Origin of the sequence: Bacillus sp. FSL R5-0447, assembly GCF_038606125.1 — a bacterium.
Classification (GTDB): Bacteria; Bacillota; Bacilli; order Bacillales; family Bacillaceae; genus Bacillus; species Bacillus velezensis.
In genome coordinates this window covers 344,040-367,561 of the sequence record NZ_CP152012.1, presented here as the reverse complement: position 1 = coordinate 367,561, position 23,522 = coordinate 344,040, and the positions used below count along the sequence as shown (strand labels likewise).

At 48.5% G+C, this 23,522-nt stretch carries 24 protein-coding genes; 6 read left to right on the top strand and 18 right to left on the bottom strand.

What is annotated here, in order from left to right; all coding sequences use genetic code 11:
- Positions 1-24: 24 nt before the first annotated feature.
- The 3 genes from NYE68_RS01940 to NYE68_RS01930 form a co-directional block, all read right to left on the bottom strand.
- Positions 25-1,704 carry an alpha-glucosidase gene (locus tag NYE68_RS01940; protein WP_324636150.1) on the bottom strand — a complete coding sequence of 560 codons (1,680 nt, stop codon included), beginning with the start codon at positions 1,702-1,704 and terminating at the stop codon, positions 25-27.
- Positions 1,705-1,787: 83 nt separating this feature from the next.
- Complete coding sequence (locus NYE68_RS01935; protein WP_039252868.1) at positions 1,788-2,567, bottom strand: glucose 1-dehydrogenase; 780 nt, start codon at positions 2,565-2,567, stop codon at positions 1,788-1,790.
- A gap of 115 nt (positions 2,568-2,682) precedes the next feature.
- On the bottom strand, positions 2,683-3,804 hold the full coding sequence (locus tag NYE68_RS01930; protein WP_033575143.1) for a tetratricopeptide repeat protein: 1,122 nt from the start codon (positions 3,802-3,804) through the stop codon (positions 2,683-2,685).
- 109 nt (positions 3,805-3,913) lie between these two features.
- On the opposite strand from NYE68_RS01930, the gene NYE68_RS01925 reads away from it, so the two are divergent.
- Complete coding sequence (locus NYE68_RS01925) at positions 3,914-4,417, top strand: M15 family metallopeptidase (RefSeq protein WP_015416743.1); 504 nt, start codon at positions 3,914-3,916, stop codon at positions 4,415-4,417.
- On the opposite strand, the gene NYE68_RS01920 is transcribed toward NYE68_RS01925, so the two are convergent.
- Together NYE68_RS01920 and NYE68_RS01915 are read right to left on the bottom strand one after the other, a co-directional pair.
- On the bottom strand, positions 4,414-5,772 hold the full coding sequence (locus NYE68_RS01920) for a YcdB/YcdC domain-containing protein (RefSeq protein WP_015416742.1): 1,359 nt from the start codon (positions 5,770-5,772) through the stop codon (positions 4,414-4,416). The two genes, NYE68_RS01925 and NYE68_RS01920, sit on opposite strands and share 4 nt — an antisense overlap.
- Positions 5,773-5,972: 200 nt before the next feature.
- Positions 5,973-7,367, bottom strand: coding sequence for a YcdB/YcdC domain-containing protein (locus tag NYE68_RS01915; RefSeq protein ID WP_324636152.1), 1,395 nt, complete (start codon positions 7,365-7,367; stop codon positions 5,973-5,975).
- Between the two features lie 126 nt (positions 7,368-7,493).
- Between NYE68_RS01915 and NYE68_RS01910 the strand changes: the two genes are divergently transcribed.
- Positions 7,494-8,489 carry a DUF5105 domain-containing protein gene (locus NYE68_RS01910; RefSeq protein WP_015416740.1) on the top strand — a complete coding sequence of 332 codons (996 nt, stop codon included), beginning with the start codon at positions 7,494-7,496 and terminating at the stop codon, positions 8,487-8,489.
- A 43-nt stretch (positions 8,490-8,532) separates the two neighbouring features.
- Here NYE68_RS01910 and NYE68_RS01905 read toward each other — a convergent pair whose 3' ends face one another.
- The 4 genes from NYE68_RS01905 to NYE68_RS01890 form a co-directional block, all read right to left on the bottom strand.
- The gene (locus NYE68_RS01905; protein WP_342494037.1) at positions 8,533-9,465 is read right to left on the bottom strand and encodes an aldo/keto reductase; all 933 of its coding nucleotides are present in this window, start codon (positions 9,463-9,465) and stop codon (positions 8,533-8,535) included.
- A gap of 129 nt (positions 9,466-9,594) precedes the next feature.
- Positions 9,595-10,665, bottom strand: a complete 1,071-nt coding sequence (locus tag NYE68_RS01900) for a helix-turn-helix domain-containing protein (RefSeq protein ID WP_015416739.1) — start codon at positions 10,663-10,665, stop codon at positions 9,595-9,597.
- Positions 10,666-10,801: 136 nt separating this feature from the next.
- The gene (locus tag NYE68_RS01895) at positions 10,802-11,446 is read right to left on the bottom strand and encodes a triacylglycerol lipase (RefSeq protein WP_007409033.1); all 645 of its coding nucleotides are present in this window, start codon (positions 11,444-11,446) and stop codon (positions 10,802-10,804) included.
- A gap of 195 nt (positions 11,447-11,641) precedes the next feature.
- Positions 11,642-12,757, bottom strand: a complete 1,116-nt coding sequence (locus NYE68_RS01890; protein ID WP_061861126.1) for a type II asparaginase — start codon at positions 12,755-12,757, stop codon at positions 11,642-11,644.
- Between the two features lie 177 nt (positions 12,758-12,934).
- Between NYE68_RS01890 and NYE68_RS01885 the strand changes: the two genes are divergently transcribed.
- Both NYE68_RS01885 and lmr(B) read left to right on the top strand, forming a co-directional pair.
- Positions 12,935-13,501: a TetR/AcrR family transcriptional regulator gene (locus NYE68_RS01885; protein ID WP_007409030.1), complete on the top strand. Its 567-nt coding sequence runs from the start codon at positions 12,935-12,937 to the stop codon at positions 13,499-13,501.
- A gap of 36 nt (positions 13,502-13,537) precedes the next feature.
- Positions 13,538-14,977, top strand: coding sequence for a lincomycin efflux MFS transporter Lmr(B) (gene lmr(B), locus NYE68_RS01880; RefSeq protein ID WP_032865253.1), 1,440 nt, complete (start codon positions 13,538-13,540; stop codon positions 14,975-14,977).
- Positions 14,978-15,012: 35 nt separating this feature from the next.
- Here lmr(B) and NYE68_RS01875 read toward each other — a convergent pair whose 3' ends face one another.
- Positions 15,013-16,140 (bottom strand): aminotransferase class V-fold PLP-dependent enzyme, encoded by a 1,128-nt coding sequence (locus tag NYE68_RS01875; protein ID WP_161620107.1) that lies wholly within the window; start codon positions 16,138-16,140, stop codon positions 15,013-15,015.
- Between the two features lie 71 nt (positions 16,141-16,211).
- On the opposite strand from NYE68_RS01875, the gene pcp reads away from it, so the two are divergent.
- The gene (gene pcp / locus NYE68_RS01870; protein ID WP_033575135.1) at positions 16,212-16,859 is read left to right on the top strand and encodes a pyroglutamyl-peptidase I; all 648 of its coding nucleotides are present in this window, start codon (positions 16,212-16,214) and stop codon (positions 16,857-16,859) included.
- On the opposite strand, the gene tatC is transcribed toward pcp, so the two are convergent.
- From tatC to NYE68_RS01850, 4 genes are all read right to left on the bottom strand, one after another.
- Complete coding sequence (tatC, locus tag NYE68_RS01865) at positions 16,856-17,581, bottom strand: twin-arginine translocase subunit TatC (protein WP_342494036.1); 726 nt, start codon at positions 17,579-17,581, stop codon at positions 16,856-16,858. The genes pcp and tatC overlap by 4 nt on opposite strands.
- A 61-nt stretch (positions 17,582-17,642) precedes the next feature.
- Positions 17,643-17,840: a twin-arginine translocase TatA/TatE family subunit gene (locus NYE68_RS01860; protein ID WP_003156681.1), complete on the bottom strand. Its 198-nt coding sequence runs from the start codon at positions 17,838-17,840 to the stop codon at positions 17,643-17,645.
- A 12-nt stretch (positions 17,841-17,852) separates the two neighbouring features.
- Entirely contained in the window at positions 17,853-19,604 is a 1,752-nt protein-coding gene (locus tag NYE68_RS01855; RefSeq protein ID WP_033575133.1) for an alkaline phosphatase, read from the bottom strand.
- A gap of 263 nt (positions 19,605-19,867) precedes the next feature.
- Positions 19,868-20,296 carry a cell wall hydrolase gene (locus tag NYE68_RS01850; protein ID WP_015416732.1) on the bottom strand — a complete coding sequence of 143 codons (429 nt, stop codon included), beginning with the start codon at positions 20,294-20,296 and terminating at the stop codon, positions 19,868-19,870.
- Between the two features lie 153 nt (positions 20,297-20,449).
- Here NYE68_RS01850 and NYE68_RS01845 point away from each other — a divergent pair, with 153 nt between their 5' ends.
- Complete coding sequence (locus tag NYE68_RS01845; protein ID WP_003156684.1) at positions 20,450-20,833, top strand: DUF2512 family protein; 384 nt, start codon at positions 20,450-20,452, stop codon at positions 20,831-20,833.
- Positions 20,834-20,895: 62 nt separating this feature from the next.
- On the opposite strand, the gene NYE68_RS01840 is transcribed toward NYE68_RS01845, so the two are convergent.
- From NYE68_RS01840 to NYE68_RS01825, 4 genes are all read right to left on the bottom strand, one after another.
- Positions 20,896-21,234, bottom strand: coding sequence for a thioredoxin family protein (locus tag NYE68_RS01840; protein ID WP_015416731.1), 339 nt, complete (start codon positions 21,232-21,234; stop codon positions 20,896-20,898).
- 179 nt (positions 21,235-21,413) lie between these two features.
- The gene (locus NYE68_RS01835; protein WP_015239089.1) at positions 21,414-21,803 is read right to left on the bottom strand and encodes a DoxX family protein; all 390 of its coding nucleotides are present in this window, start codon (positions 21,801-21,803) and stop codon (positions 21,414-21,416) included.
- Between the two features lie 191 nt (positions 21,804-21,994).
- Positions 21,995-22,873 carry a ring-cleaving dioxygenase gene (locus NYE68_RS01830; protein ID WP_324636154.1) on the bottom strand — a complete coding sequence of 293 codons (879 nt, stop codon included), beginning with the start codon at positions 22,871-22,873 and terminating at the stop codon, positions 21,995-21,997.
- Positions 22,874-22,897: 24 nt separating this feature from the next.
- Positions 22,898-23,518, bottom strand: a complete 621-nt coding sequence (locus NYE68_RS01825) for a nitroreductase family protein (protein WP_113766592.1) — start codon at positions 23,516-23,518, stop codon at positions 22,898-22,900.
- Positions 23,519-23,522: the final 4 nt, after the last annotated feature.

Below are 23,522 nucleotides of genomic sequence, written 5' to 3'. Positions count from 1 at the left end.
TGGACGGGGGAGTCCTATCACATATCAGGCAAGCAGATAAACTCTTGTTTCGTATGGGCGGAATGTGATGCGGGATTCCGTGCCGCTGTCATTATCATAGTTGCTGAGAAGCAGCTCGGCCCTTTCAGGTTCGGAACCGTCCGGCCAATAAAAAGCGGCTTCTTCTTTCGATACGTTGCTGATGGACATGAGTTTTTGTCCGTTTGCCTGTCTTTCATACACGAACAGCTGCGGGTCATCAGGAAGCAGCAGCTTGTAGCTGCCTTTTATGATATCAGCATACTGTTTTCGCAGGCGGATCAGTTTTTTGTAAAAGTTCAATATAGAATCGGGATCATCCTGAGCCTCGGCCGCATTGACGGTTTTGTAATTGGGATTGACCGCGAGCCACGGTTCGCCCTCCGTAAATCCGGCATTCTTGCTGCCGTCCCACTGCATCGGTGTACGGGCATGATCCCGGCTTTTCGCCATAATGGACGCCATGACTTCTTCTCTGTTGCGGCCCATTTCAAATACCCTTTTATGATACATATTGACGGTCTGAATATCCCGATAGTCCTCTATCCTGTCAAACGGAGCGTTTGTCATGCCGATTTCTTCCCCCTGGTAAATGTACGGCGTGCCTTTCATGAAATAAAGCAGGGCGGCAAGCATTTTGGCGGATGCTTTGCGGTATGTGCCTTCGTCTCCGAAACGGGATACGATCCGGGGCTGGTCATGATTGCCCCAATACAGCGTATTCCAGCCTTGATGTTCCAGTTTTTCCTGCCAGTCTGTGAGCACCTTCTTCAAATCGGACAGCTCAAGCGGTTTTACATCCCAATGCTCTTGGCCCGGCTTTTGATCAAGCTCCATATGCTGAAAATGAAAAATCATATTCAGTTCATGCTCATCGGTTCCCGTGTAGACCAGCCCCTCCTCAGGCGTCACTGATCCGGCCTCGCCGACCGACATCACGTCATATTTGGAAAACACCTCTTTCGTCATTTCTTTTAAGTAATCGTGTATCCGTGCCCCGTTTGGCCGGAAAGGCTTCGGATCGGCCCGGCGGGCGATGTAATCTTCATATGGCGGCAAATATTCTTTTTTTGACAGAAGATGGAGCTGGTCTATACGCAATCCGTCCACGCCTTTATCGAGCCAAAATCTCATCATCTCGTATACTGATTGCCGAACTTCGGGGTTTTCCCAATTCAGATCGGCTTGTTTGACGGCGTTCATATGCAGGTAATATTCGCCCGTATGTTCTTCGTACTGCCAGACGGATTGTCCGTAATCCGACACCCAATCGGTCGGCGGGCCGTCCGCGGTGCCCGGCCGCCAAATATAATAATCGCGGTATTTGCTGTCCGGATTCATTTCCGCCTCTTTGAACCAAGGATGCTCCGTGGAGGTATGATTTAAGACGAAATCCATCACAAGCTTTAATCCGCGGCTGTGGCATTCTGTAAGCAGATCGTGAAAGTCCTTCATCCTTCCGTAAGATTCCATAATCGCTTGATGATCCGTCACATCGTAGCCGTTATCGACGTTTGGCGACGGGTAAATCGGGCAGATCCATATCACATCAGCGCCAAGTTCTTTTATATAATCGAGACGCGCGATAATCCCCCGCAGGTCGCCAATGCCGTCGCCGTTCGTATCTTGAAAGCTTCGCGGATAGATTTGATAGACAACGGCGTCTTTCCACCAGTCATTCTCCATCTTGCGGCCCCTCCTGTTTTTTAGAGAACCATTTCCTTTATAATCCTTCCCTAAACAAAAAAGAGAAGGTTTCCCCTCCTCTTTTAACTTTCCAGCTGAGACGGATAAAGCGTCATGCCTCCGTCGACGAAAAGTGTCGTTCCGGTTACGTAACTCGCTTCTTCCGACACCATCCATGCGGCGGCCGCGGCGACTTCTTCCGGTTTTCCGAAGGCGTTCATCGGAATTTTTTTCAGCTGGGCCTGTTTATGTGTTTCATCTTCCAGATCCTTATTGGACTCCGTGGCGATCGTGCCGGGAGCGATGGCATTCACCCGGATGCCTTTGTCTGCGTAATTGAGCGCCATCGTTTCCGTCATCATTTTGATCCCGCCTTTGGATGCCGAGTACTGCACGTTTTCAGGACGCGGTATTTGCTGATGAACGCTCGATATGTTTAAGACCGTTCCTTTTTTGCCGCGCTCGAGCATATGTTTCAGTGCCGCTTTCGCCCCCAAAAAGGTGCCGGTCACGTTGACGTCGATGACCCTTTGCCAATCTTCCAGGCTCATTTCATGGGGCATCGCTTCGGCTCCGTTAAAGCCGGAATTGTTGACCATCACGTCCACACCCCCGAAATGCTCCTGGGCGGCATCAAACAGCGCCTGAATCCCTTCTTCTGAGGATACATCGGCTTTTACGGTGACGGCTCGGCCTCCCGCTTTCTCAATGATGTCCGCCGCTTCTTCCGCTCCGGCGGAATCACCGAGGTAGTTCACAACCACATTCATCCGCTCCTTGCCGAAGCGTTCGGCAATGGCTTTTCCGATTCCTTTCGAAGAACCTGTTACGATTGCTGTTTTTCCCTGTAAATCCTGATACATTGTCTCATTTCCTCCCTGATATTAATACAGAGCATGTACCCGGTTTTGATCGGCCGAAAACAAAAGAGATCATAAAAAGAACGATGAAGCCGAAGCTCCCTCGTTCTTTTTTTCATTATGCGTAGTTGTTCATTTGCAGCCTTTTTTGCACGCCGACAAGCCTGCTGAAAAAATAAGATGCCGCTTTGTAGTTCTCCCGTTGATGAAAGAAATGAGCCGCGTCCTGAAGCAGTTCCTCTGTGTCAGCCAACAGCTCTTTTGATTCCAGAATGTCAAAATACTCTTTGAGCGAATCCTGTCCGCCTTCCCCCTGATAAAGCTCTTTAATCAGACGGAATTTCGTCATATAGATCTCATCTTCCCACTCCGCCGCGCTTCTCATGCCCCGCGCGCAGCTGGCGGCGGCTTCACTGTATTTTTCCGTTTTAAAGTAGATATGCGTGAGTGAAAAAACAGCCTGGATGACCTGCCGGAAGCTGTGTGCTTCAAATCCGGCAGCCGCCCGTTCAAAATCCTCCGCCGCCTTGCAAAAATCACCCAGACTGTACATACAGTGCCCGATATTATAATAGGCCGCAGCAATCATATATTGATCATCAAGCCGCTCCGCGTGCTCCAAGGCGCATTCGAGGTATTCCAGCGCTTTTTTATGCTGCTGGGCGTCCATCAGATTTCCGGCAATGATAAATTTGCACTGCACCCTTCTCATTCCGTATAATTCATATTTCTTGTAAATATCAAGCGCCTGCCCCGCGTAATTCATCGAAAAGAAAGTCTGCTTGATATGATAGTACACCTCAGAAATTTTATACAGAAACTCGGCTTTCTCTATGTCATCTTCCACATATTCAAGCTTTTCCTCAGCCCGCTTATAATGAGAAATCGCTGAGATGAAGTTTTTCTGCTTAAATTCATACATTCCCCTGAAATAGTAAAAATAATATTCCAGTAAGCCGGTCAGCTTTTGCTGGTTCATCTCAATCTCAGTGAGCATTTCAGAGAACGGAGGCTGGCAGTCGCCGTCTTTCATGGGTTTTAATTTATCCAGCATGATGCGGTGCCGAAATTCCATCAATGAAAAATACAACAATAAATCCTGGTTCTCTTCCATATCTTCGAGTTCATATTGAATCTCCCGCTTCAGCGCTTCAGCTTGATCGGCTTCAAACGCGCGGATCAGCTTATACCATTCATTCATCTTTACGGCCACTTCTTCAGATGGAATTTTGGATTTCATAGATTTGCCTCCTTCCTCCGGCTACTAATTATGTTATATTTTATCATAGCAAATTTATGGCAGTGAGCAAACAAAGATTTTAATCAATTAAAGAAAGAGAGAATTCATCATGAAACGACCAGTCAGAATTGCGCTGCTTTTGATCCTCTTCTTTTCCGCAGACCTATGTTTTTCCTATGTGCAGAAAGAATTGAGGCCGCAGACGGCATTACAAGACAGAGCCATTCCAAGCGCTCTTCATCCGCTCGTGAAACAGAATGCGGAGCTATTGCAGACGGCCGCTCTGAAAAAAGGCATCACCGTCATTATCACAGAGGGTTTCAGATCAATTGAGGAACAAAACGAATTGTACCGTCAAGGACGTTCAAAAAAAGGAAATATCGTCACCTACGCAAAAGGCGGGGAATCTTACCACAATTACGGCCTTGCGATCGACTTCGCCCTGCAAAAAAAGGATGGAAGCCTGATTTGGGATATGACGTACGACGGAAACCGAAACGGCACGCCCGATTGGCTTGAGGTCGTATCGATTGCCAAAACGCTCGGTTTTGATTGGGGAGGCGATTGGAGAGGCTTTAAAGATTATCCTCATTTACAAATGATCCCTGGCTAATAAAACCTTTTCTTTTTTCGCTTTTGCGCATCAATGTACGGAGGATAGACAGGCCTGTACACAAGCTTATATCCTTCATTGCCGGACGGCGTAAAATCGCGCTGCCACTCCAGCCGCAGATGGAAATCGGATAAAAAAGCGGCCTTTGCTTCTTCGGGAGTAACGGCCGGCACCGGATTGATCTTCTCCAGCTGCTCCGGGTCAATGTCAGGCGCCATGTAAGCTTCCACAAGCCCCGTTACGGGACTGACAAGTATTCTCGCAGCGCCGAACCGCAGCGGAATATCCTGATGCCATACGGAAAAATGGAAGCGGAACCTGCCCCTTCCGTCCGTTTTCAGCGGGTTCATTTTAAAAAACTCGTCCGCTCTCGGATAAAGTTTGTATAAAAATTGAAGCGCGACGGTCTCACACTCTTCCGCAGAATAAAAGGCCGGGCCCTGATGCTCAATAAAAGATTTAAAGGCTGTCATTTTCCCTGTCTTTTTGTCCGTTTTCATCTTCATTGTATTTTTGTTGCTGCTTTCAAAATAGCTTTCGATACTCAAATCTTTCCGTTCCGGAACCGATCCTTTCCGCCATGTCGTTCCGATCTCATCCCCGAGATCGCGCCGGCGCGTCTGAACCATATCCGAGGTAAACCCCATTAATTCATCCAGGCTGATTTCCCGTTTATGTTCAAACGCGGGAAGCGGTTTTGCCGGCTCATTCCTGTCTTCGCAAAGCTGCTGATCCGGCACGATATCATCTTCACCGGCCGGATAGCTGTAAGCCGGCAGAATCGGTTCATAGACGAGACGCGGTATTTTCTCAAAATTGACCACATCATAGACGAGACTGAATGTCAGCACACTCATATAATGCGAGACGACTTTTTCCCGATCGACGAATGTTTCCGGGACGGGCGCTTCACCCTTATCCCCGTAATAGATAAACTGCACGACGAAGCCGCTCCTGGTTACATCAACGAAAAAACCTGAATCGGGAAGCGGCCGGCCGAGCACTTTTTTTGTATAGATAAATCGGATGCACCCATTGCGTTCTTCCCTCGCCTGAAAGATGAAATTCATAAAAGTAAGCGGGCGGTGTCTCGCCGCAAACCGAAGAGCCGTCAGCTTTAATTCGGCGTCTGACAGCTTCATGTCTGAACTCGGACAGTCGTTGCGTGAATAGGTAAGCAAAGATCCGTCGTCGCCCAGCTCAATCGTGACCGTTTTATCCGGATGGTTACGATCTTTCCATATATAATAGGCTTTCGTTTTTTGTTTTTCATCATAATCTTCTATTTCAAGCTCATAGTCCGGCGGTATGTTCCCGATTTCCAGCGCTTTTTTTCTCAGATGTTCTTTCAGCAATGGGGTCATCCTTTCAGAAGAGTGTATAAAAAAGAACTGTTTTTTATTATATAAAAACGTCCTTATCCTTTTAAAGGGAAGAAAGTGCCTTTTATGTGTCTATTTTTAGCAAAGAGGGAAAAGAGCCGTATTCAGAGCGGCTCTTTTTCATACAAATGTCACATTCCCCGTGAAAGCCCCGGGACGAACGCCCATGACCTTCAGCCTATTAAACTCGTGATCGCTTCCCCTGTATGAGCCTCAATAAACCGCGGGAAAACCGGCTTGTATACGAGCCTGTACACTTTTCCGCAGCTGTCGTCATCGTAACAACGATCCCAAGCGAGCTCGGCTTTGATGGCCCGGCGGATCGCGTCCTTCGCCTCTTCCATTGTCAATGAAGGAACGGGATCGATTTCCTGGAGCTCTTTCGGATCAATTTCCGGCGGCATATAAAAAGTGACAAGACCCGTCTTTTTGCTGACACAGATTCTCCCCTCTCCGAATCGCAAATCAACGCCGTCCGAACAAGCCTTATATGTAAGCCCTGCGTTTTCTCCTTCATCATCCGGTTCATCATATTGAACCCGGAAATACTGATCCGCTTCCGGAAAAATGGCGAATAAAAAGCGGATGGCCATGTGATGGCATTCTTCCTCGGAAAACACCGATTCGCCTTCAACTTTTATAAATGACATCACCCCGGTGAGCCGGCCCGATTCTTTATCATATCTTGTTTTCAATACGTGTTCATTCCGTTCTTTAAACAGACTTTCCAAGCTTTTATCTTCCCGCACGGATTTTGTTTTTTCAGGACGCCAGGCAATGCCGATACAGCCCTCTCCAAGATCGCTTTCCCTATCTTTATAAAAACCGTCGTGCAGCCCGATCATGTCATTGATGCTCATCTTTTCCGCTTCAGGTGCAGGGCGTGAAATCGGGACATACGGCCGCGTGTCGTCTTCCAGCTCTTCATATTCGTCTAATTCTGCATTTTCTTCCTTCAGGTCGGCCGATATCGGCCGCGTCGGAGACACGATTTCATAGACGAGATGGGGCTTGTCATCCCCCTGCACATAGACGGACTGATGCAGGACGGTGAACAACAGCTCTGCTTCTATATGTTTGACAAAGTGAGCCAATGCTTCCCGCTTGTCCGCAATTGTCTCCGGTCTTAACAGATCATCGGCCTTCCCATGGTAAGAAAAGCCGGTTACTTCCCCTGTCACAGCCAGGTCGATGTAAAACCCGGTCAGCGGAAGCGGCAGACCGTCAGCCATCTGAACATAGGAATATCTCACATCGCCATCATTTGCGGGTCCGTTTTTTTCCGGTTCAAACTCAGCCAATGCCCCCGGACGATGGGTTTCTAAAAACGCCCGCATCCGTTCTTCTATGTCCGATTCCGAAAGAGCCGGCAGATCAGTCCGGAAAGCCGGACGGGATAAGTATTTCAGTTTTCCGTCCCGGTCGACCATGATGCCGGCTTCCGGATCATTCTTATCTTCCCACCAAAACAGAACCTCATCTTCCTGGTATTCTTCCACATTACTCTCGTAGCGGGCAGGTACGTTTCCGATTCGGAGAGCCAGCTGTTTCAATTCTTCTTTATTCATCATAACACTTCCTTTTCTTCCAAAAAGATTGATGATTACCAAGACTCTTTTATACAAAACTAGTATAATTAACCTGTCCGTCTTCATGACTATCGAATTAATCATTAACAACAGGGGGTAAACCAGATGTCCATCAAAAAAATGAGCGCCGTGTTTTTCATTCTGCTTCTCACGGCATTTACCGCCGCGTGCAGCAGCGAAACGAGCGGCGGCCAGGAAAGCAGCACGGCGAAAGTGAAAATAAAAGAGACGGCATGGGCCGCTTCAGACGATACTGAACATCCGGCCGCGCTGAAAGTAACGGTCACCGTCAAAAATACGGGCAAAGACCCGCTTACCGTCAAAAGCAGCGACTTCTCGCTTTATCAGGATGACGCGAAAACAGCCAAGGCCGATAAGGAAGACTTGATGCAGAGCGGCACGCTTCATGCCGGTAAGACAGTGACGGGCAATCTGTACTTCACAGCTGACGAAGGCAAATCCTATGAATTGGTATATCAGCCGCAGGCAAAAGACGCGAAGCCTTTATCTTATAAACTGAAAGTCAAAGGCACAGCCTCCAACGCAAAACCTGACCCGGCGGACGCATTATCCGCATACATTGATGTGATGCTGTACGGCAAGCACAATAAAGATTTCACCCGCCTGACCGGTGTAAATGAAAAAATGACGGCCGCCGCATATCAGGAATCGGCGAAAGCCAGCTTTATCGCTTCTGCAGGCATTTCACAAGAACAGGCGGATTCAAAAGCCATTTCCGCTATTATTGACGCCATGTCATCAGCGCTTCGGGATAACACAGAGCTCAAGGTGCATACCAAATCCATGTCAGGAAAAAAAGCCGTCCTTGAAGCAAAAGTGACGCCGCTTGATATGTCTCCGCTTGCGGGCCAGCTGCAAGACCGCGTGCAAGACTATGCCGGAAAGCACCCTGATGCTGATGAAAACGAAATTGTCAGCCACCTGCTTTCTGTCTATCCGGAAGAGTTTATGCGCCTCAAACCGGCTTCTTCTTCTGTTACAAGAGAAATCGAGATGAAGAAAAACGCCCGCGGCCAGTGGTATCTGGATACAGACGCCGATCTGGAAGGATTGACAGAAGCGTTTTTGAAAACGTCCTGACAACAAGAAAGGAAATAGCGCAGGCTATTTCCTTTTTTTATTTTCACTTAAAGATGTCACTGATATATTGAACCTCATCCTCGGTTAACTGCACATGAAGCGCGTCCAGATTGTGTTTCAGCTGGTCGGGGCGTTTGGCTCCGGGAATGATCGCATCCACTGCCGGCTGCGACAGAAGCCACGCGAGTGCGATATGCGCTGTCTGCGCCCCTTTTTCCTCCGCAACGGCCCGAAGCTTATCCACTCTCTCCAGGTTTTGGCGAAAAGCTTCTCCCTGAAACGGCGGCCTGTTCTTTCGGCTGTCCTCAAAGACTGTGTCTTTTGTAAACTTTCCCGTCAGCAAGCCGGAAGCAAGCGGGAAATAAGGAATAAAGGAAATGCCGTTCTTTTCACAATAAGGCAGCAGATCATGCTCCGCCTCACGCTGAATCAGTGAATATTCCGATTGAAAAACCTCTAAATAGCCGTCGGCGTTAAACTCCTGCAATTGCCGGAAGCTGAGATTGGACGCGCCGATTGCTCTGATTTTCCCTTCGTCCTTCAGTTCTTTTAGCGTGCCCGCCACTTCGGAGAGCGGTGTTTTGCCGTCAGGGAAGTGGACGTAATACAAATCAATCACGTCTGTTTTCAGCCGCTTCAGGCTGTTTTCCGCCTCACTCCGGAGAAATTCACGGCTGTTGTCCAGCTCGATTTGTCCGTTGACTTCTTTATGCGCGCCTTTTGACGCAATCACGAGGCTGTCCCGCACGCCGCGCTCTGCGACAACTTCACCGATTAACTCTTCGGAACGCCCCAAACCGTATATAAACGCCGTATCAATAAAATTGACGCCGCCGCCCAACGCTGTGCGGATGAGTTCTTTTCCCGTTTCATCATTAAGATTCGGAAACAAATTATGTCCTCCGACCGCATTTGCGCCAAAACCGATACGCTTTACCCGTAAATCCGTCCTGCCCAGCGTACGTGTCTCATCCATGGCTCAGGCTCCCTTCCTTTTATCGCTCTGTTTAGTATTAGATAGACGGTAAGAATTATCCTGCCTGAGAGCCTATCTGCAGAAAAAACCTTGAAAAGCGTTTGCCCTTCAAGGTTTTTTTGCTGTGTATTAAGATGTCAGAGCTGCGGCGAAGCGTTCGGCTTCATCCGTGAGAGCACCCTCAATTTCCTTATAGCGGCTGGAAATCGTTGAGGCGCTGACGCCGTACTTCTTCGCCAGCTTCGCTTGAGAAACGGACGCGCCGTTCAGAGAAATGCTGTTTACGTAATATTCGACCGCCGCCGCGAAAGCTTCAGGCTTTCTGATCGTCGGTGTTTTTTTGACACAGAACGTTTTCCACAGATCAATTACGGCCGGAACCAGCTCAGCCGGGTATTCATCCCCGCTCAGGCCTTTTTCAATGGCGTCTGCCGTTTCCTTCTCCATGTCGTTGGCCCACTCTGTCTGTTTTTCTTCAGCAGCCTGCTCAGGCTCTTCCGCCGTTCCTAAAAGAGCGGCCAGCACAATGTCGAAGTTGTCCTGCATAAAGCGCTCAGGCGATTTTCCTTCCGCAAGAGCCGGGGCAGCCGCCTTTTTCACTTTGCTGATTAGAGCTTCGGTCCGCTTCACAGGGAAGATCGTAAATTGCATGAAGAACTCCGCTTTTTCCGCTTCGTGGATCGGATAGCCGAGAATCAGGCTTCCCGCCGGCGGAAGATCCTGCTGGCTGACGTCCATTTCCACTTTGAATTGTTTTTTCGTCATCACATCTTCAAAGTGAATCATTCCTTCTTTCACATCTTCAAGCACCATAACGGCAGGTGTCATGCTTTTCCATGATTCAACGATTTCCCGTGTTTTCGGGCGGTTGATGCCGCCGGCTTTTTTCTGAAGATATTCTTCAAAAATCGTCTTGCCGCCTGCCAGCGGACGGAAGAAAATTCCCCAGATGCCGAGGTTGAAGACTCCGATGTCTTTTGTCTGTCTGTCCAGCTCCGTAATGAACGCGTGCTGGTTAATAAATGATGATATGCCGTCTCTATGTGCTGTAAAGGCGTACTCCATTAGGCTTTCCTGAATCTGTTTCGCTTCTTTTGCCGCGATGTCTGCCGGAATGGCAGCTTCTTTGCTTCCGCAGCATTTTTTATATTTCTTCCCGCTGCCGCATGGGCAAGGGGCGTTTCTTTTCACTTTTCCCACAATAAACCCTCCGAATTCTGATATAACTTTATTATTTTAACAAAAATAACTTCAGAGGGCTTGGTTTACGGCGAAAAAAGAATATGGAAGAAAAAAAGACCCCGGGATATTCTCATTCTCCGGGGCTTTGAAACTGTTAATTTGTATTTTGTCCGCCGCCGTTCAGACCTTCTTTAATCAGCCCGTTTACTTGGCTGTTCATCAAAAGTCCGATGTGTCCGACACCGTGAATCTGCACGTTTTTCCCGCCGATCAGCCGTGACAGCGGGTTCAGGACGATTAAGTCCGCTGAGCTGTAAATCGATGTATATAAAATCTTTTGGTTCGGATCAGTCCCCGGAAGCGCCCGGTTGGTCACAAGGCCGTTCGCTCCGCCCAGTGTGACGACGTTTGCGATTTTGTCTCCGCCGTCAAGATTTTTAATGTAATAGAGCGTGTTGGCGCCGCCCATGCTGTGCGCGACGATATCGACTTTTTTCGCACCTGTTTCGCTGAGCACTTTTTTCACGTAATTGGACAGTCTCGGCGCATTGTGTCTGTTGTTTCCGGTTTTGTCCAGAAAATCAATGGCGTACATCTCATTTCTTGACCAGCCTTGGGATGCCAAGTACGTTTTGATTCCCGCGAAGTTAAAGGACGCCCCGCCGATTCCGTGGACCATGACAACCGGGTTATGCTCTGAGGAAGCTTTCGATACGGTCGGCTGGAAGGCAAATACGGAAATGACGGAGAGCATGCAGACTGTAAGAATCGCTAGGATTTTGCTTTTGATTTGTTTCATGAACTTTCCTCCTGTTATGTAATTTTTTGCAATTTTCATTTTATTAGAGAAGAAAAGGAAAAAATAGAGTATTTTTTACTGTTTTCAACAATTGAAAAAGAGGCGGAAAAATGAGAAAGACGCCCCTTTCCCGAAAGCACACTTATACTTTAATACGGCAAACAAAAAAAGGAGAGAACACCCGGTTCTCTTCTCCTAGTACTCATTGAAATAGGTTTGAATCCGCTTAGGGTCATGCGTTTTTGTCAGCGCGAGCATCAGCAGAATCCGCGCTTTTTGAGGGTTGAGAGAGTTTGAAGCTGTCAAATGGTCTTTTTCATACTCTCGATTAGGTGTTACCGTTCCGTTTCCCGTCCTTGTGGAGCGGACGACCGCCAGCCCGCTTTTGACCGACTTTACGGCGCCTTTTTGCGCCGCATCAGACATTGAGCCGTTTCCCGGGCCTGCAAAAATAATGCCTTGCGCCCCTGATTTTACGGCAGCTTCAAAGAGATAGCTTCCGTCATTTTGATAGCCGTATATAATATCGACTTGCGGCAGTTTATCAAGTTTGTCTATTTTGAAATCTGTATCCTTCGTATGCTTTCGGGTCATGATGTTATTAAAATAGATGTCATCAGCAATTGTTCCGATATAACCCATCTCTTCCGATTTGAATGTGTCTGCCGCGGTTGTATTGGTTTTTGTCACATAGCGCGCCGAAGCGATTCTGTCATTTAATACGACAAGCGTCCCCTTACCTTTCGCATCAGGCGCAGCCGCTGTTTTTACAGCGTTATATAAGTTGGACGGCCCGTCTGCTCCGATCGCCGTGGACGGCCTCATTGACCCGGCGACAACAACGGGCTTGTCACTTTTGACCGTCAGATTGAGAAAGTAGGCGGTTTCCTCAAGTGTGTCTGTTCCATGTGTAATGACAATGCCGTCTGTATCATCAGACTTGAGCAGCTTGTTTACCCGTTTTGCAAGTTTCAGCAGTGTCTCGTTATTCATATTCTGGCTGCCTATATTCACAACCTGTTCTCCGCTCACATGCGCGACCTCTTTTATCTCCGGAACGGCCTGAATCAGGGCATCAACTCCGATTGCCCCCGCCGTGTACTCCGTAGCGGACGTCTTTGAAGGAGCAGCGCCTGCAATTGTGCCGCCGGCGGCAAGAATTTTAACATTCGGAAGTCCGTCTTTTTTCGCTGGGGCTGCGGCTGCCATCCGGGGCGGTGTTTCTTTCGCTTGAGGAGATTGAGAGCAGCCGGCCGCGATGAAGAGCAGAGCCGTGATAAATGTAATGAAGGGCATAAATTGTTTTTTCATTCTTTTCTCTCCTTTTCTTTATTTATGAAGATTTTCCTCTCACCGGTCAACGCGCTTGTCAGGCAACCTCCCGAAGAAAATAACCGTTAAAAAACCTTGACACCGTCATGTGAAATCAAGATAATAGACCAGTCACTATATTTTAAATTTGTCAAAAATCAGTAAGGTGGGAACATTATGAGCTATGGAGATTCTCGTGAAAAAATCCTCGCCGCGGCAACCAGGCTGTTTCAGCTTCAGGGATATTACGGCACGGGGCTGAATCAGATTATTAAAGAAAGCGGTGCGCCGAAAGGTTCTCTTTACTATCATTTTCCGGACGGCAAAGAGCAGCTCGCCATTGAGGCTGTCAATGAAATGAGCCATTATATCCGTATGAAAATAAAAGAAAGCCTTGATGCCCATCCTGATCCTGCGGAAAGCATTCAAGCGTTTTTACAGGACTTATCAAGCCAATTCACATGTCCGGAGAACTTTGAAGGGTTTCCTGTCGGTTTACTGGCTGCCGAGACTGCTTTAAAGAGCGAAAAGCTCCAGCAGGCCTGTCAAAGCGCTTATCAGGAATGGGAGAATCTGTTCGCGGGCAAATTGAGATCAGCCGGTTTTTCTGATGAGAAAGCGGCGGAAATCAGCACTGTTTTAAATGCCATGATAGAAGGCGGCATCATTGTGTCCTTAGCCAAAAAAGACAAAATGCCGATCCTCCATATTTCTAAACAAATCCCGAACCTGCTGAAGACATAAAATACGAGAGACATGTACGTATAGAAAGAGAGGAGAATGATTTTGGAAAATGCTCAGCCTTCCAAACAATATAAAGTCATGCCGATCATGATTTCTTTGCTGACGGCAGGGTTTATCGGCATGTTCAGTGAAACGGCGCTGAATATCGCCCTGACTGACCTGATGAAGGAGTTACATATCACTCCTGCAACCGTCCAGTGGCTGACGACGGGCTATCTGCTCGTTCTCGGTATTCTTGTCCCGGTATCGGGTCTGCTTTTGCAATGGTTTACGACGAGACAGCTGTTTATCGTTTCACTTGCTTTTTCCATTATCGGCACGCTGATTGCAGCGCTTGCGCCGAGCTTTCCGTTTCTTTTGGCGGCGAGAATCGTGCAGGCTTTAGGAACCGGGCTGCTGCTGCCGCTGATGTTTAATACAATCCTCGTCATCTTTCCGCCGCATAAGCGCGGAGCGGCGATGGGGACGATCGGGCTTGTCATCATGTTCGCTCCTGCGATCGGTCCGACATTTTCAGGGCTTGTGTTAGAGCATTTGAACTGGCATTGGATTTTCTGGATTTCCCTGCCGTTTCTTGTGTTGGCTCTTTTATTCGGCATCGCCTACATGCAGAACGTGTCTGACATTACAAAACCGAAAATTGACGTGCTTTCCATTATTCTGTCTACGATCGGGTTTGGCGGCATCGTATTCGGATTCAGCAATGCGGGCGAAGGATCAGACGGCTGGTCAAGCCCGACGGTTATCGGTTCGCTCACTGTCGGTGCGATCGCGCTCATCTTATTTTCCATCAGGCAGCTGACAATGAAGCAGCCGATGATGAATCTGCGCGCTTTCCGCTATCCGATGTTTGTTCTCGGTGTCGTGATTGTATTTATCTGTATGATGGTTATCTTATCAACAATGCTTCTATTGCCTATGTATTTACAAAGCGGACTGATGCTGACGGCGTTTACGTCCGGACTCATCCTGCTGCCGGGCGGTATTTTAAACGGCTTTATGTCTCCGGTGACGGGGCGCCTGTTTGACAAATACGGACCGAAGTGGCTTGTCATTCCCGGGTTTGTCATCACGGCCGCCGTACTTTGGTTTTTCTCAAACATTACCGGCACTTCAACGGCCATTCTCATCGTCGTGCTCCACACATGCCTGATGATCGGCATTTCCATGATCATGATGCCGGCGCAAACGAACGGCTTAAACCAGCTGCCGCCGGAATTTTATCCGGACGGAACGGCCATTATGAATACGCTCCAGCAGATGGCCGGCGCAATCGGCACTGCGGTGGCGGTCAGCATCATGGCAGCCGGGCAGAAGAATTATATGAGCACCGTGAAAAACCCGAATGATCCTTCCGCATACTCTCACGCGCTGATTGCGGGCGTCCAGCACGCCTTTATCTTCGCGATGATTGTCGCTGTTATCGGCTTGATCAGCGCCTTCTTTATGAAACGGGTCAAAGTGAATCACTCATAAGAAAACAGCAGGCTCCCCGTGAGTCTGCTGTTTTTTTATATACCGCGCGCTTCAGCCAGTTCATCAATCGCATACATCAGATCATCGGCCGTGTTATAGAAATGAGGCGCCAGCCGGATGATATGTCCGCTGGGTGCGCATACGATGTTTTTCCGCCTCAACAGCGCAGCCGTTTCCGCCGCTTTTTCATCCCGTATGGAGATCATGCCGGGTCTGTCATCGGCAGACGGCGGCCCTGTGAGGTGCAACCCTTTTTCAAAAGCGTATTCACACGCAAATGCGCTGAGTTTTTTTACTTCCCGGTGAATGCGGTCTGTGCCGGCATCGTTCACTAGAGATAAAGCCGCCTGTGCCGCATATATGCTGATAAATGCCGGGGTTCCGGTCTCAAAGCGTTTGGCTCCGTCCGCATAAGAAAAACGGGTTATATCCAGCATCGACGCCCGCTGCTGCCCGAACCACCCGGTGACTTTCGGCTTCAGCCGTTCGGCGAGTTCCTTTCTGACATAAAGAAACGCCGTTCCCGGTATGCCGAGCATATACTTTCTCGCACCCGCGGCCAGCATATCAACTCCCCATTCTTTTACATCAATCGGGATGTGCCCCGCCGATTGATAAGCATCGACAAAAAGAAGCGATCCCTTCTTTGCGGATATCTCGGCAATGCGCTTCATATCCTGGACAAAACCGGACGTATATGACACATGGGGCACACAGGTGAAAAGCGTCTGTTCCGATATGTACGTCTCATACCGCTCTAACGGGATCATTCCGTCTTCAGACGGCACGACTGAAAGCTCCATCTCAGTCTGTGCCTTCAAAATGTGGGCGATCGCCGGAAAATCCAATTCCGTATACACCGCCTGTTTCTTTCGGCAATCCGGCAAAGCAGAAACGACGGCAGAGACAGCAGCCGTTACTGAAGGTAAAACGGCGATTTCTTCAGGATGGGCGCCGATCAATTTCGCAAATTCACACCTTGCCTGCTCCGTTCGTCCAATGGCTTCTTCCCAGTTTCCGCCATGCTGAAGCAGGCTTTCCTGATAGTCATTGATCGCTTTTGAAACCGGCAGGGCAAGAGCGCTTTGAGAGCAGCTGGCGAGCATCGTATGTGTGCGGAGCGCCGGAAATAAAGATCGGTATTGCACCAGAGGCGAGTTCAAGACGTGTTTCCCCCTTCGGCAGGAATATATGTCCATTATAGAGTATGGTAAAAAGAAAAGGAGGGTTTTATATGGAGAAAAAAGTATTGCTGACAGGCTTTGACCCCTTCGGCGGGGAAACGGTCAATCCTTCATGGGAAGCGGTCAAACGGCTGAATGGTGCCGCTGAGGGCCCCGCCTCTATCGTATCTGAACAAGTGCCGACCGTTTTTTATAAGTCTCTTGCCGTGCTGCGCGAGGCGATCAAAAAGCATCAGCCTGACATTATCATCTGTGTCGGACAGGCAGGCGGCAGAATGCAGATCACGCCGGAACGGGTCGCGATCAATCTCAATGAGGCGCGCATACCGGATAACGAAGGAAACCAGCCTGTCGGGGAAAACATTTCTCAAGACGGTCCCGCGGCTTATTGGACCGGCCTTCCGATCAAACGGATCGTTGAGGAAATCAAAAAGGAAGGCATTCCCGCGGCTGTATCCTACACGGCGGGGACGTTTGTATGCAATCACCTCTTTTACGGGCTGATGGATGAAATCAGCCGCCATCATCCGCCCATCCGCGGCGGGTTTATACACATCCCGTACATTCCGGAGCAAACCTTGCAAAAGTCTGCGCCGAGCCTCAGCCTGGATCTCGTGACAAAAGCGCTCAAAATCGCCGCGGTGACCGCCGCGGCGCATGAGGACGATATTGAGACCGGCGGAGGCGAACTTCACTAAGCTGCAGACGCCGCCTCGGCCCATTTCTTCCGGTAAACGATGCGGGACAGCGTCACACTGATTTCATAGAGGACGAGCAGCGGAATCATGACGAGAAAGTCAGACATAAAATCCGGAGGCGTAATCAGCACCGAGACGACGATCAGCACAAAATACGAAAGCTTCCGCGCCTTTGCCAGCCGGGTTGGATTCACGATTCCGAGCCGTGTCAGAAACATGACGGCCAGAGGCATTTCAAACAAAAATCCGAACGGCAATGTAAGATTCAGCATAAAGGTAAAATACTTGTCCGCCGAAAATACCATGTCAAAATGGCCGGCGGATAATTGTGTTAAAAATCCGAGCACAATCGGAAACAGCACAAAATACCCGAAGGAAATTCCGATAATAAACAAAACCGAAAGCCCCGGAATGTAAAGCAAAGCGGCGCGGCGTTCAAACGGGGTCAAAGCCGGCGCCGTAAAACGCCAGAGCTGAAAAGCGGCAACCGGAATCGTTGCCGTAAGGGCGCATATTCCCGCAATCATCATATACACCCATAAAATCTCGCTCGGCCCTAAAACGGCCAGCCTGCCATCCAAATCCTTGATCAGCCAGTCATAAATATCCTGCACAAACCAGCAGGCGCCGATAAAAAACACGAGAAAGGCGATAACGGTTTTAATGAGACGCTGCCGGACTTCCTCTAAATGCCCGATCAAGTGGGTTTCTTTTTTATCCAATCGTACATCCTCCTTATAGAGAAAGAGGCAGAAGCGGATTCGTCTGCCCCCATGTCAGGATTCAGCCTGCCGTTTTGTCTTTCTCAGCCGTCTGCTTGTCCGGCTCTTCATTTGAGACCAGTGTTTTTGCGGCGCTTTTAAATTCAAGCAGCGTGCGGCCGGCGGCACGGCCGATTTCCGGAAGCTTTGAAGGCCCGAAAATGATGAGAGCGATGACGAAGATCAGGATCAACCCGGGAATGCCGATATTAGAAAACATGAGTGTGCCTCCTTATTGTGAGATTTTGGCCCGTTTCTTTCTCATTTGCTTTTCATGCGCATTGTTATGGGCGAAGAAACGATCCTCTTCCACCTCATTTGACTGCTTTACACCGCCTGCAACCGCAGCTTGAGAGACCTTCCGAATCCCCGTCTGGTCTTTCTGATAAATGAATGAAGCCCGCGTGGATACCTCAGCCCCCGGCTCCGTCACGTACGGCACCACTCTGTAATCCGCTCTCCATTGGGCAGGGGTCACCGTACAGCGGACATAGCCGCGGTAATCGTTGAAAAACTTAATATGCGGGTTTTGTTTTAAGATCTGATCCGTATCGGCCCGTTTATCCGCCCCGTTTCCTCCAGATGTAATGGAAGTCCCGACGAATTCGGCTCCGAAAATCTTTGAATTCGTTTGATTAAAATCGGTATGCAGGTTTGACGCCCAGCTTGCGTGAACATCACCCGTCAGCACGATGACATTGTTCAGGTTTTTGCTTTTTATAAAATTGATGACCCGCTCCCGCTGAGCCGGGTAGCCGTCCCATGAATCCATGCTGTATATCGGATTGGCGGTTGTTCCGAAATTCCATTGCGCGAAAAAGATTTGCTGCGCCAGCACATTCCACTTCGCTTTTGAGGCGGCTAAATTTCCGAACAGCCATTGCTCCTGTTCTGTCCCCATCAATGTACGCTTCGGGTCTCTCCACTCATCAGAAGGCGGCTTATTCCCGTCGCCGTTGGCCTGATCATCTCTGTACTGTCTTGTATCAAGCACATTGAACGATGCTAAATTGCCATAAGAAAATTGCCTGTACAGCCGCATATCAGGACCGTTCGGCAATGACATGCGCCTGAGCGGCATATGTTCATAATAAGCCTGGTAAGCTGCGGCCCTCCTGAGCACAAACGCTTCAACGGATTGGCCTTTTTCAGGGATAATATTGGCATAATTGTTTTCCACCTCATGATCGTCCCACGTCACGACCCACGGAAATGCGGCGTGGGCGGCTTTCAGATTGGCATCAGAGCGGTATTGGGCATGACGGTTGCGGTAATCTGACAGTGTATACACTTCGGCGCTGCTGTGCGTCCTGACATTTCCCGTTTTTGACACATATTCGTTCGGTCCGTATTCATAAATGTAATCTCCGAGATGGAACACGAGATCAAGCTTTTCCTTCGCCATATGTTTATACGCCGTATAATAGCCGTGTTCATACTGCTGGCATGAGGCAAATGCAAACGTCATGGCGGATACGTCAGCGCCGGGAGCGGGCAGCGTTTTCGTCCGGCCGACGGGACTGAGCTCATGCCCGCTTTTAAACCGGTAATAGTACACTTTATTGGGCTTAAGTCCGTCCGCCTCGACATGGACGGAGTGTCCGAGATTCGGCTTGGCCATTTCCGTTCCGCGTTTGACGATGTGACGAAAATGTTCATCAGCGGCGATTTCCCATTTTACCGGCACGGCCTGCTTCGGCATGCCGCCCCCATTCAGCGGGTCAGGGGCAAGACGCGTCCAGAGAATGACGCTGTCAGACAGCGGGTCGCCGGAGGCTACGCCGAGGGTGAACGGATAGTTTGAAAATTTCGGAGCGGCATTCACTTCAAACGCGCCGATGGATTGCGCGATCGCTAACCCGAGGGAAAGACCGGCGATTTTCCCGGCGCCCTGTATAAATGCGCGGCGGTCAAACGTATTGTTCTGAAAGCTTTTGTTCTCCAATTCCTTGATCCATTCATCTAAACGGCCGTCATGTGTCATGTCAGTTCCCCTTTCGTCTCATTGATCGCCCTTATTATAAAAAAGAAATGTTAAACCGCTATGAAGAAGTGTGAAGGGTTTGTAAGGCTGAAAAATGGACGGCGGGAGACATTTTTCACATTGTTTCGACAAACCTTGCCCCGCCGGGAGAAAACCCCCTCTGTTTGTTTTTGGCTTGTCATCCGTCAAGCGCACTTTTTTCCTATTTTTCTTCACAAAAAATTAAAAAAACACCGTTCATTCTCAGAACGGTGCGCCCGGGATTAAAATGTATTGTACACGTTTTCGCACGTCTCACCTGTCGGCTGATAGAAGCAGTGGGATTTGAATCTGGCGACAAACGGCTGGCCATACCAAGTCTGCGGGCAGTTGCCCGGAGGCTTAAAATACCACAGACTGAACTTAGCCGGCCAAAACCGTTCTCCGTTAATCGTCCGGCGGGCAAGCCTCCGCTCGGATTCACGCGGTCTCTGGTAAAAGTATCCGTGAGTCACCGCTTCAAACGCGTGCGGCTGAAACACCATCTGCCTGATGGTGCGCAGGCCTTTAAAATCAGAACAATTCGCCCGCACCCGATTGATTCCCACATTGCCGACCAAAAGCATTCCCTGCTTCCCTTCGCCTTCCGCTTCCGCCCTGAGCAGCCTTGCCATTAGATCCAGATCGGCGCTCGACGCTTTTACGACTGCCATCATGACACCTCCCGTATTTTCTCCCTTCATCATATTCAGCCGCGGCCCAGTGATGACAGACAAAAGCCAGAAAACAAATGTTCACGAAAAAAGGGTTTATATTTCACGTTATGAGGAAACATATTAACATGATTTCCATAAGGAGGAATTCGCATGGAACACATTAAAGCGCTTGCCATTAAAGGCATTATGACCATCATTATTCTGTACCTGATACTCGGCTTAGGTTTTCGCTTTACATTCGGCGACGTGCTGCTGATGACCATTGTGCTGGGAGCCGTTTCCTACTTTACGGGCGACCTGTACGTGCTTCCAAGATGGAATAATATCACGGCGGCGTCCGCTGATTTCGGAATCGCGTTTCTTGTTGTCTGGCTGATGGGAATGCCGCTGTCCATGGGCATTTCCGGAGGAAGACTGGCGTTTGCCGCTCTTATTTCCGCCGTCATCATCGCCGTCGGAGAATATTTTTTCCATATCTATCTGATGAGAAAAGACTTGGGCGGGTCCCGTTTTTTAGAACCGCGGTCCGAATAACGTAAAAAAGGCCGGATAAAAGCCCCTTTAAAGGGGCTTTTTATTTGTAAAGTATAAACGCTTTATACATCTTGATATAACTGATAAACCCTTTTCAGCCTTTCTTCGAGCTGTTCAAAATGAACAAAGCGGGCTTCTCTCAGAAACTCAGTCCCATCAATGAACAAAAGAAGCACGGGAACAGTGAAGACTGAAAATCTGCCGGCCACCTCTTCTACCTCGTCAGCATTGATATGCCCCAATTTGATATTCGGAAACTGATCCAATACGTTTCTGAGCTGCGGCAGAACAGCGTGACATACTGTACAGGCGGGTCTTGAAATGTAGATAAAACTGAATTGATGCTGTTTAATAAAATTCTCGATAGAATCTAATGAATGTAATTCTGCCATCTCTTTCATCAAAACCCTCCTCCAAATCGGCTCGTCTTTCATGACCAAGCTCATCAATTCGCGTACATCCACTATACACATTTATTTTGAACATATCCGCTTTTTTGCTATTCAGAGCACCTGAACGTTGTGCTTGAAAAATAAAAGAACAGTTACCGCTTTTCAGTAACTGTTCTTAGAGACTTATATTAAAAATGCAAAGCGTACGCCCCTGAACCGATGAGTGCAACTCCGATGGAGACTGCAATCAGCACCAAGTTATATTCAAAACCGCCGGCACCGTTGGCAAATCCTTTCGCTCCATGGACTTTTACGATGGCACCTAACATAATAATCGTTATAATAGCAGCTCCGAGCGGGAGGAAAACACCTAAAATAAATAGAATTCCGCTTGCGAGTTCCCCGAGACCTGATAAAGCGGCCGCGGCATTGCCCGGTTTAACTCCAATTGACTCGAACCACTGTCCGGTTCCTTTAATTCCGTATCCGCCAAACCAGCCGAATAATTTTTGTGATCCATAAAACAGAAACACCACACCAATTATGATTCGAATAAGTAATAGTCCTGCATCTTCCATTTTTATCTCTCCTTATTTTTCATATTATATGATGTGCTGCAAGGCAGCTGTTTACCAACAGTCGCTTCCAGCAAACATCTGTTAAATGTATATCTTTTTATTTTCCTTCATGCTTCACGTTCATCTATCAATCAATCTAATTCTCTCACTTCAAACGGCAGCAGCCCTAGTTCAATTTGTGCCCGGTGCGGTTAATACTGCTCAGGGAGCATCAGTTTTCCGCCCATTGTTTCTTGGGACTCATCATGGGCAAAGCCCGGCGGATCAGTTGCGATCTCAAATAAGATTTCCCCGTGTTCTCTGAAGTAAACTGCATTAAAATAGTTTCTATCCTGAACAGGAGTTACACCATATCCGTGCGCAGCAATGAACCTTTGCCAATCTAATTGATCTTCGTCATCCTGAGCCCGCCAAGCGATGTGATGGACCGTGCCGACACCCATTTGCCCGCGGCCGATAGGCGTTAACTTAAGGTCAATCACATTTCCGATATCACCGGCAGAACGATAACGAACGAAGTCTCCTTCTTTACCGACTCGCTCAAGCCCCATGATGTTTTCCAGCAGTTTACCTGTTTTTTCAGGCTGTGCTGATAACAGGGTCGCACCGCCAAAGCCTTTAATGGCAACATCCGGGGTTATGTCTCCGAACGTCCACGTATTGGCTTCTCCTTCTTCTCTTTCCACGATTTCCAAGTGCAGACCGTGCGGGTCATCAAATTCTATATATTGTTCTCCAAAACGCTCGATTTTTGTGTATGGAATGTTGAACTTTTCAAGTCTCTTTTCCCAAAACGCCACGGCACCCTTCGGCACGGCGTAAGATGTCACACCAACCTGTCCGTCTCCAATGATGCCTTGGCGGGCGCCCGCCCACGGAAAGAATGTGATGATTGTTCCCGGCTTCCCGCCTTCATCCCCAAAATAAAGGTGATACGTACCCGGATCATCAAAATTGACCGTTTGCTTAACCAATCGCAGCCCCAGCACTCCAGCGTAGAAATCAGCATTCTCTTGAGGGTGACCGACAATTGCCGTAATATGATGGATGCCCATCGTTTTTTTCGCCATTTTTATTTGCTCCTTTACAAATAGTTAAATATACTCCACAAACTCATTCACAGGCTTTCGGTAGCCGCGCGGCCTTCTGCTTTCTATTTTTTCTTTCCCGATTGTAATCATCATGACGACCTCAAATTGATCATCTATCTTCAAAATCTGTTTCACGGCTTCAGCATCAAACCCTATCATCGGACAAGTGTCCCAGCCTTTTTCCTTAGCACTCAGCATAAACATCATCGCAGAAAGTGAAGCATTTCTTATCGCCTCATCTCTCTTAAATGGTTCTCCTCTGTTTTCATAAAACGAAACGGTGTCTTGAACCATGTGATCATACTCTTGTTTATTTAATACCCCCAGCATCTTCAATCCTTCATAGATGTCAGCCGCTTGCTGATATGCCTGCTTATCCCCTAAAACCAAAAGAACAGCTGATGAGCTAAACACTTTATATTGTCCGTTTGCGGCCTGTTTCAGCTTTTCTTTTACATCCGGGTCAAGAACCGCCACATATTTTGTATGCTGCAAATTAAAAGCTGATGGAGCCAACGCAACCAATTCAAACATTTCGTTGAGTTCATCTCTTGTGATTGGATGTTCTGGAAGAAAGTTGCTTGCAGATCTTCTTTCATTCACTAGCTGTACAAATTCAGCCATTTCT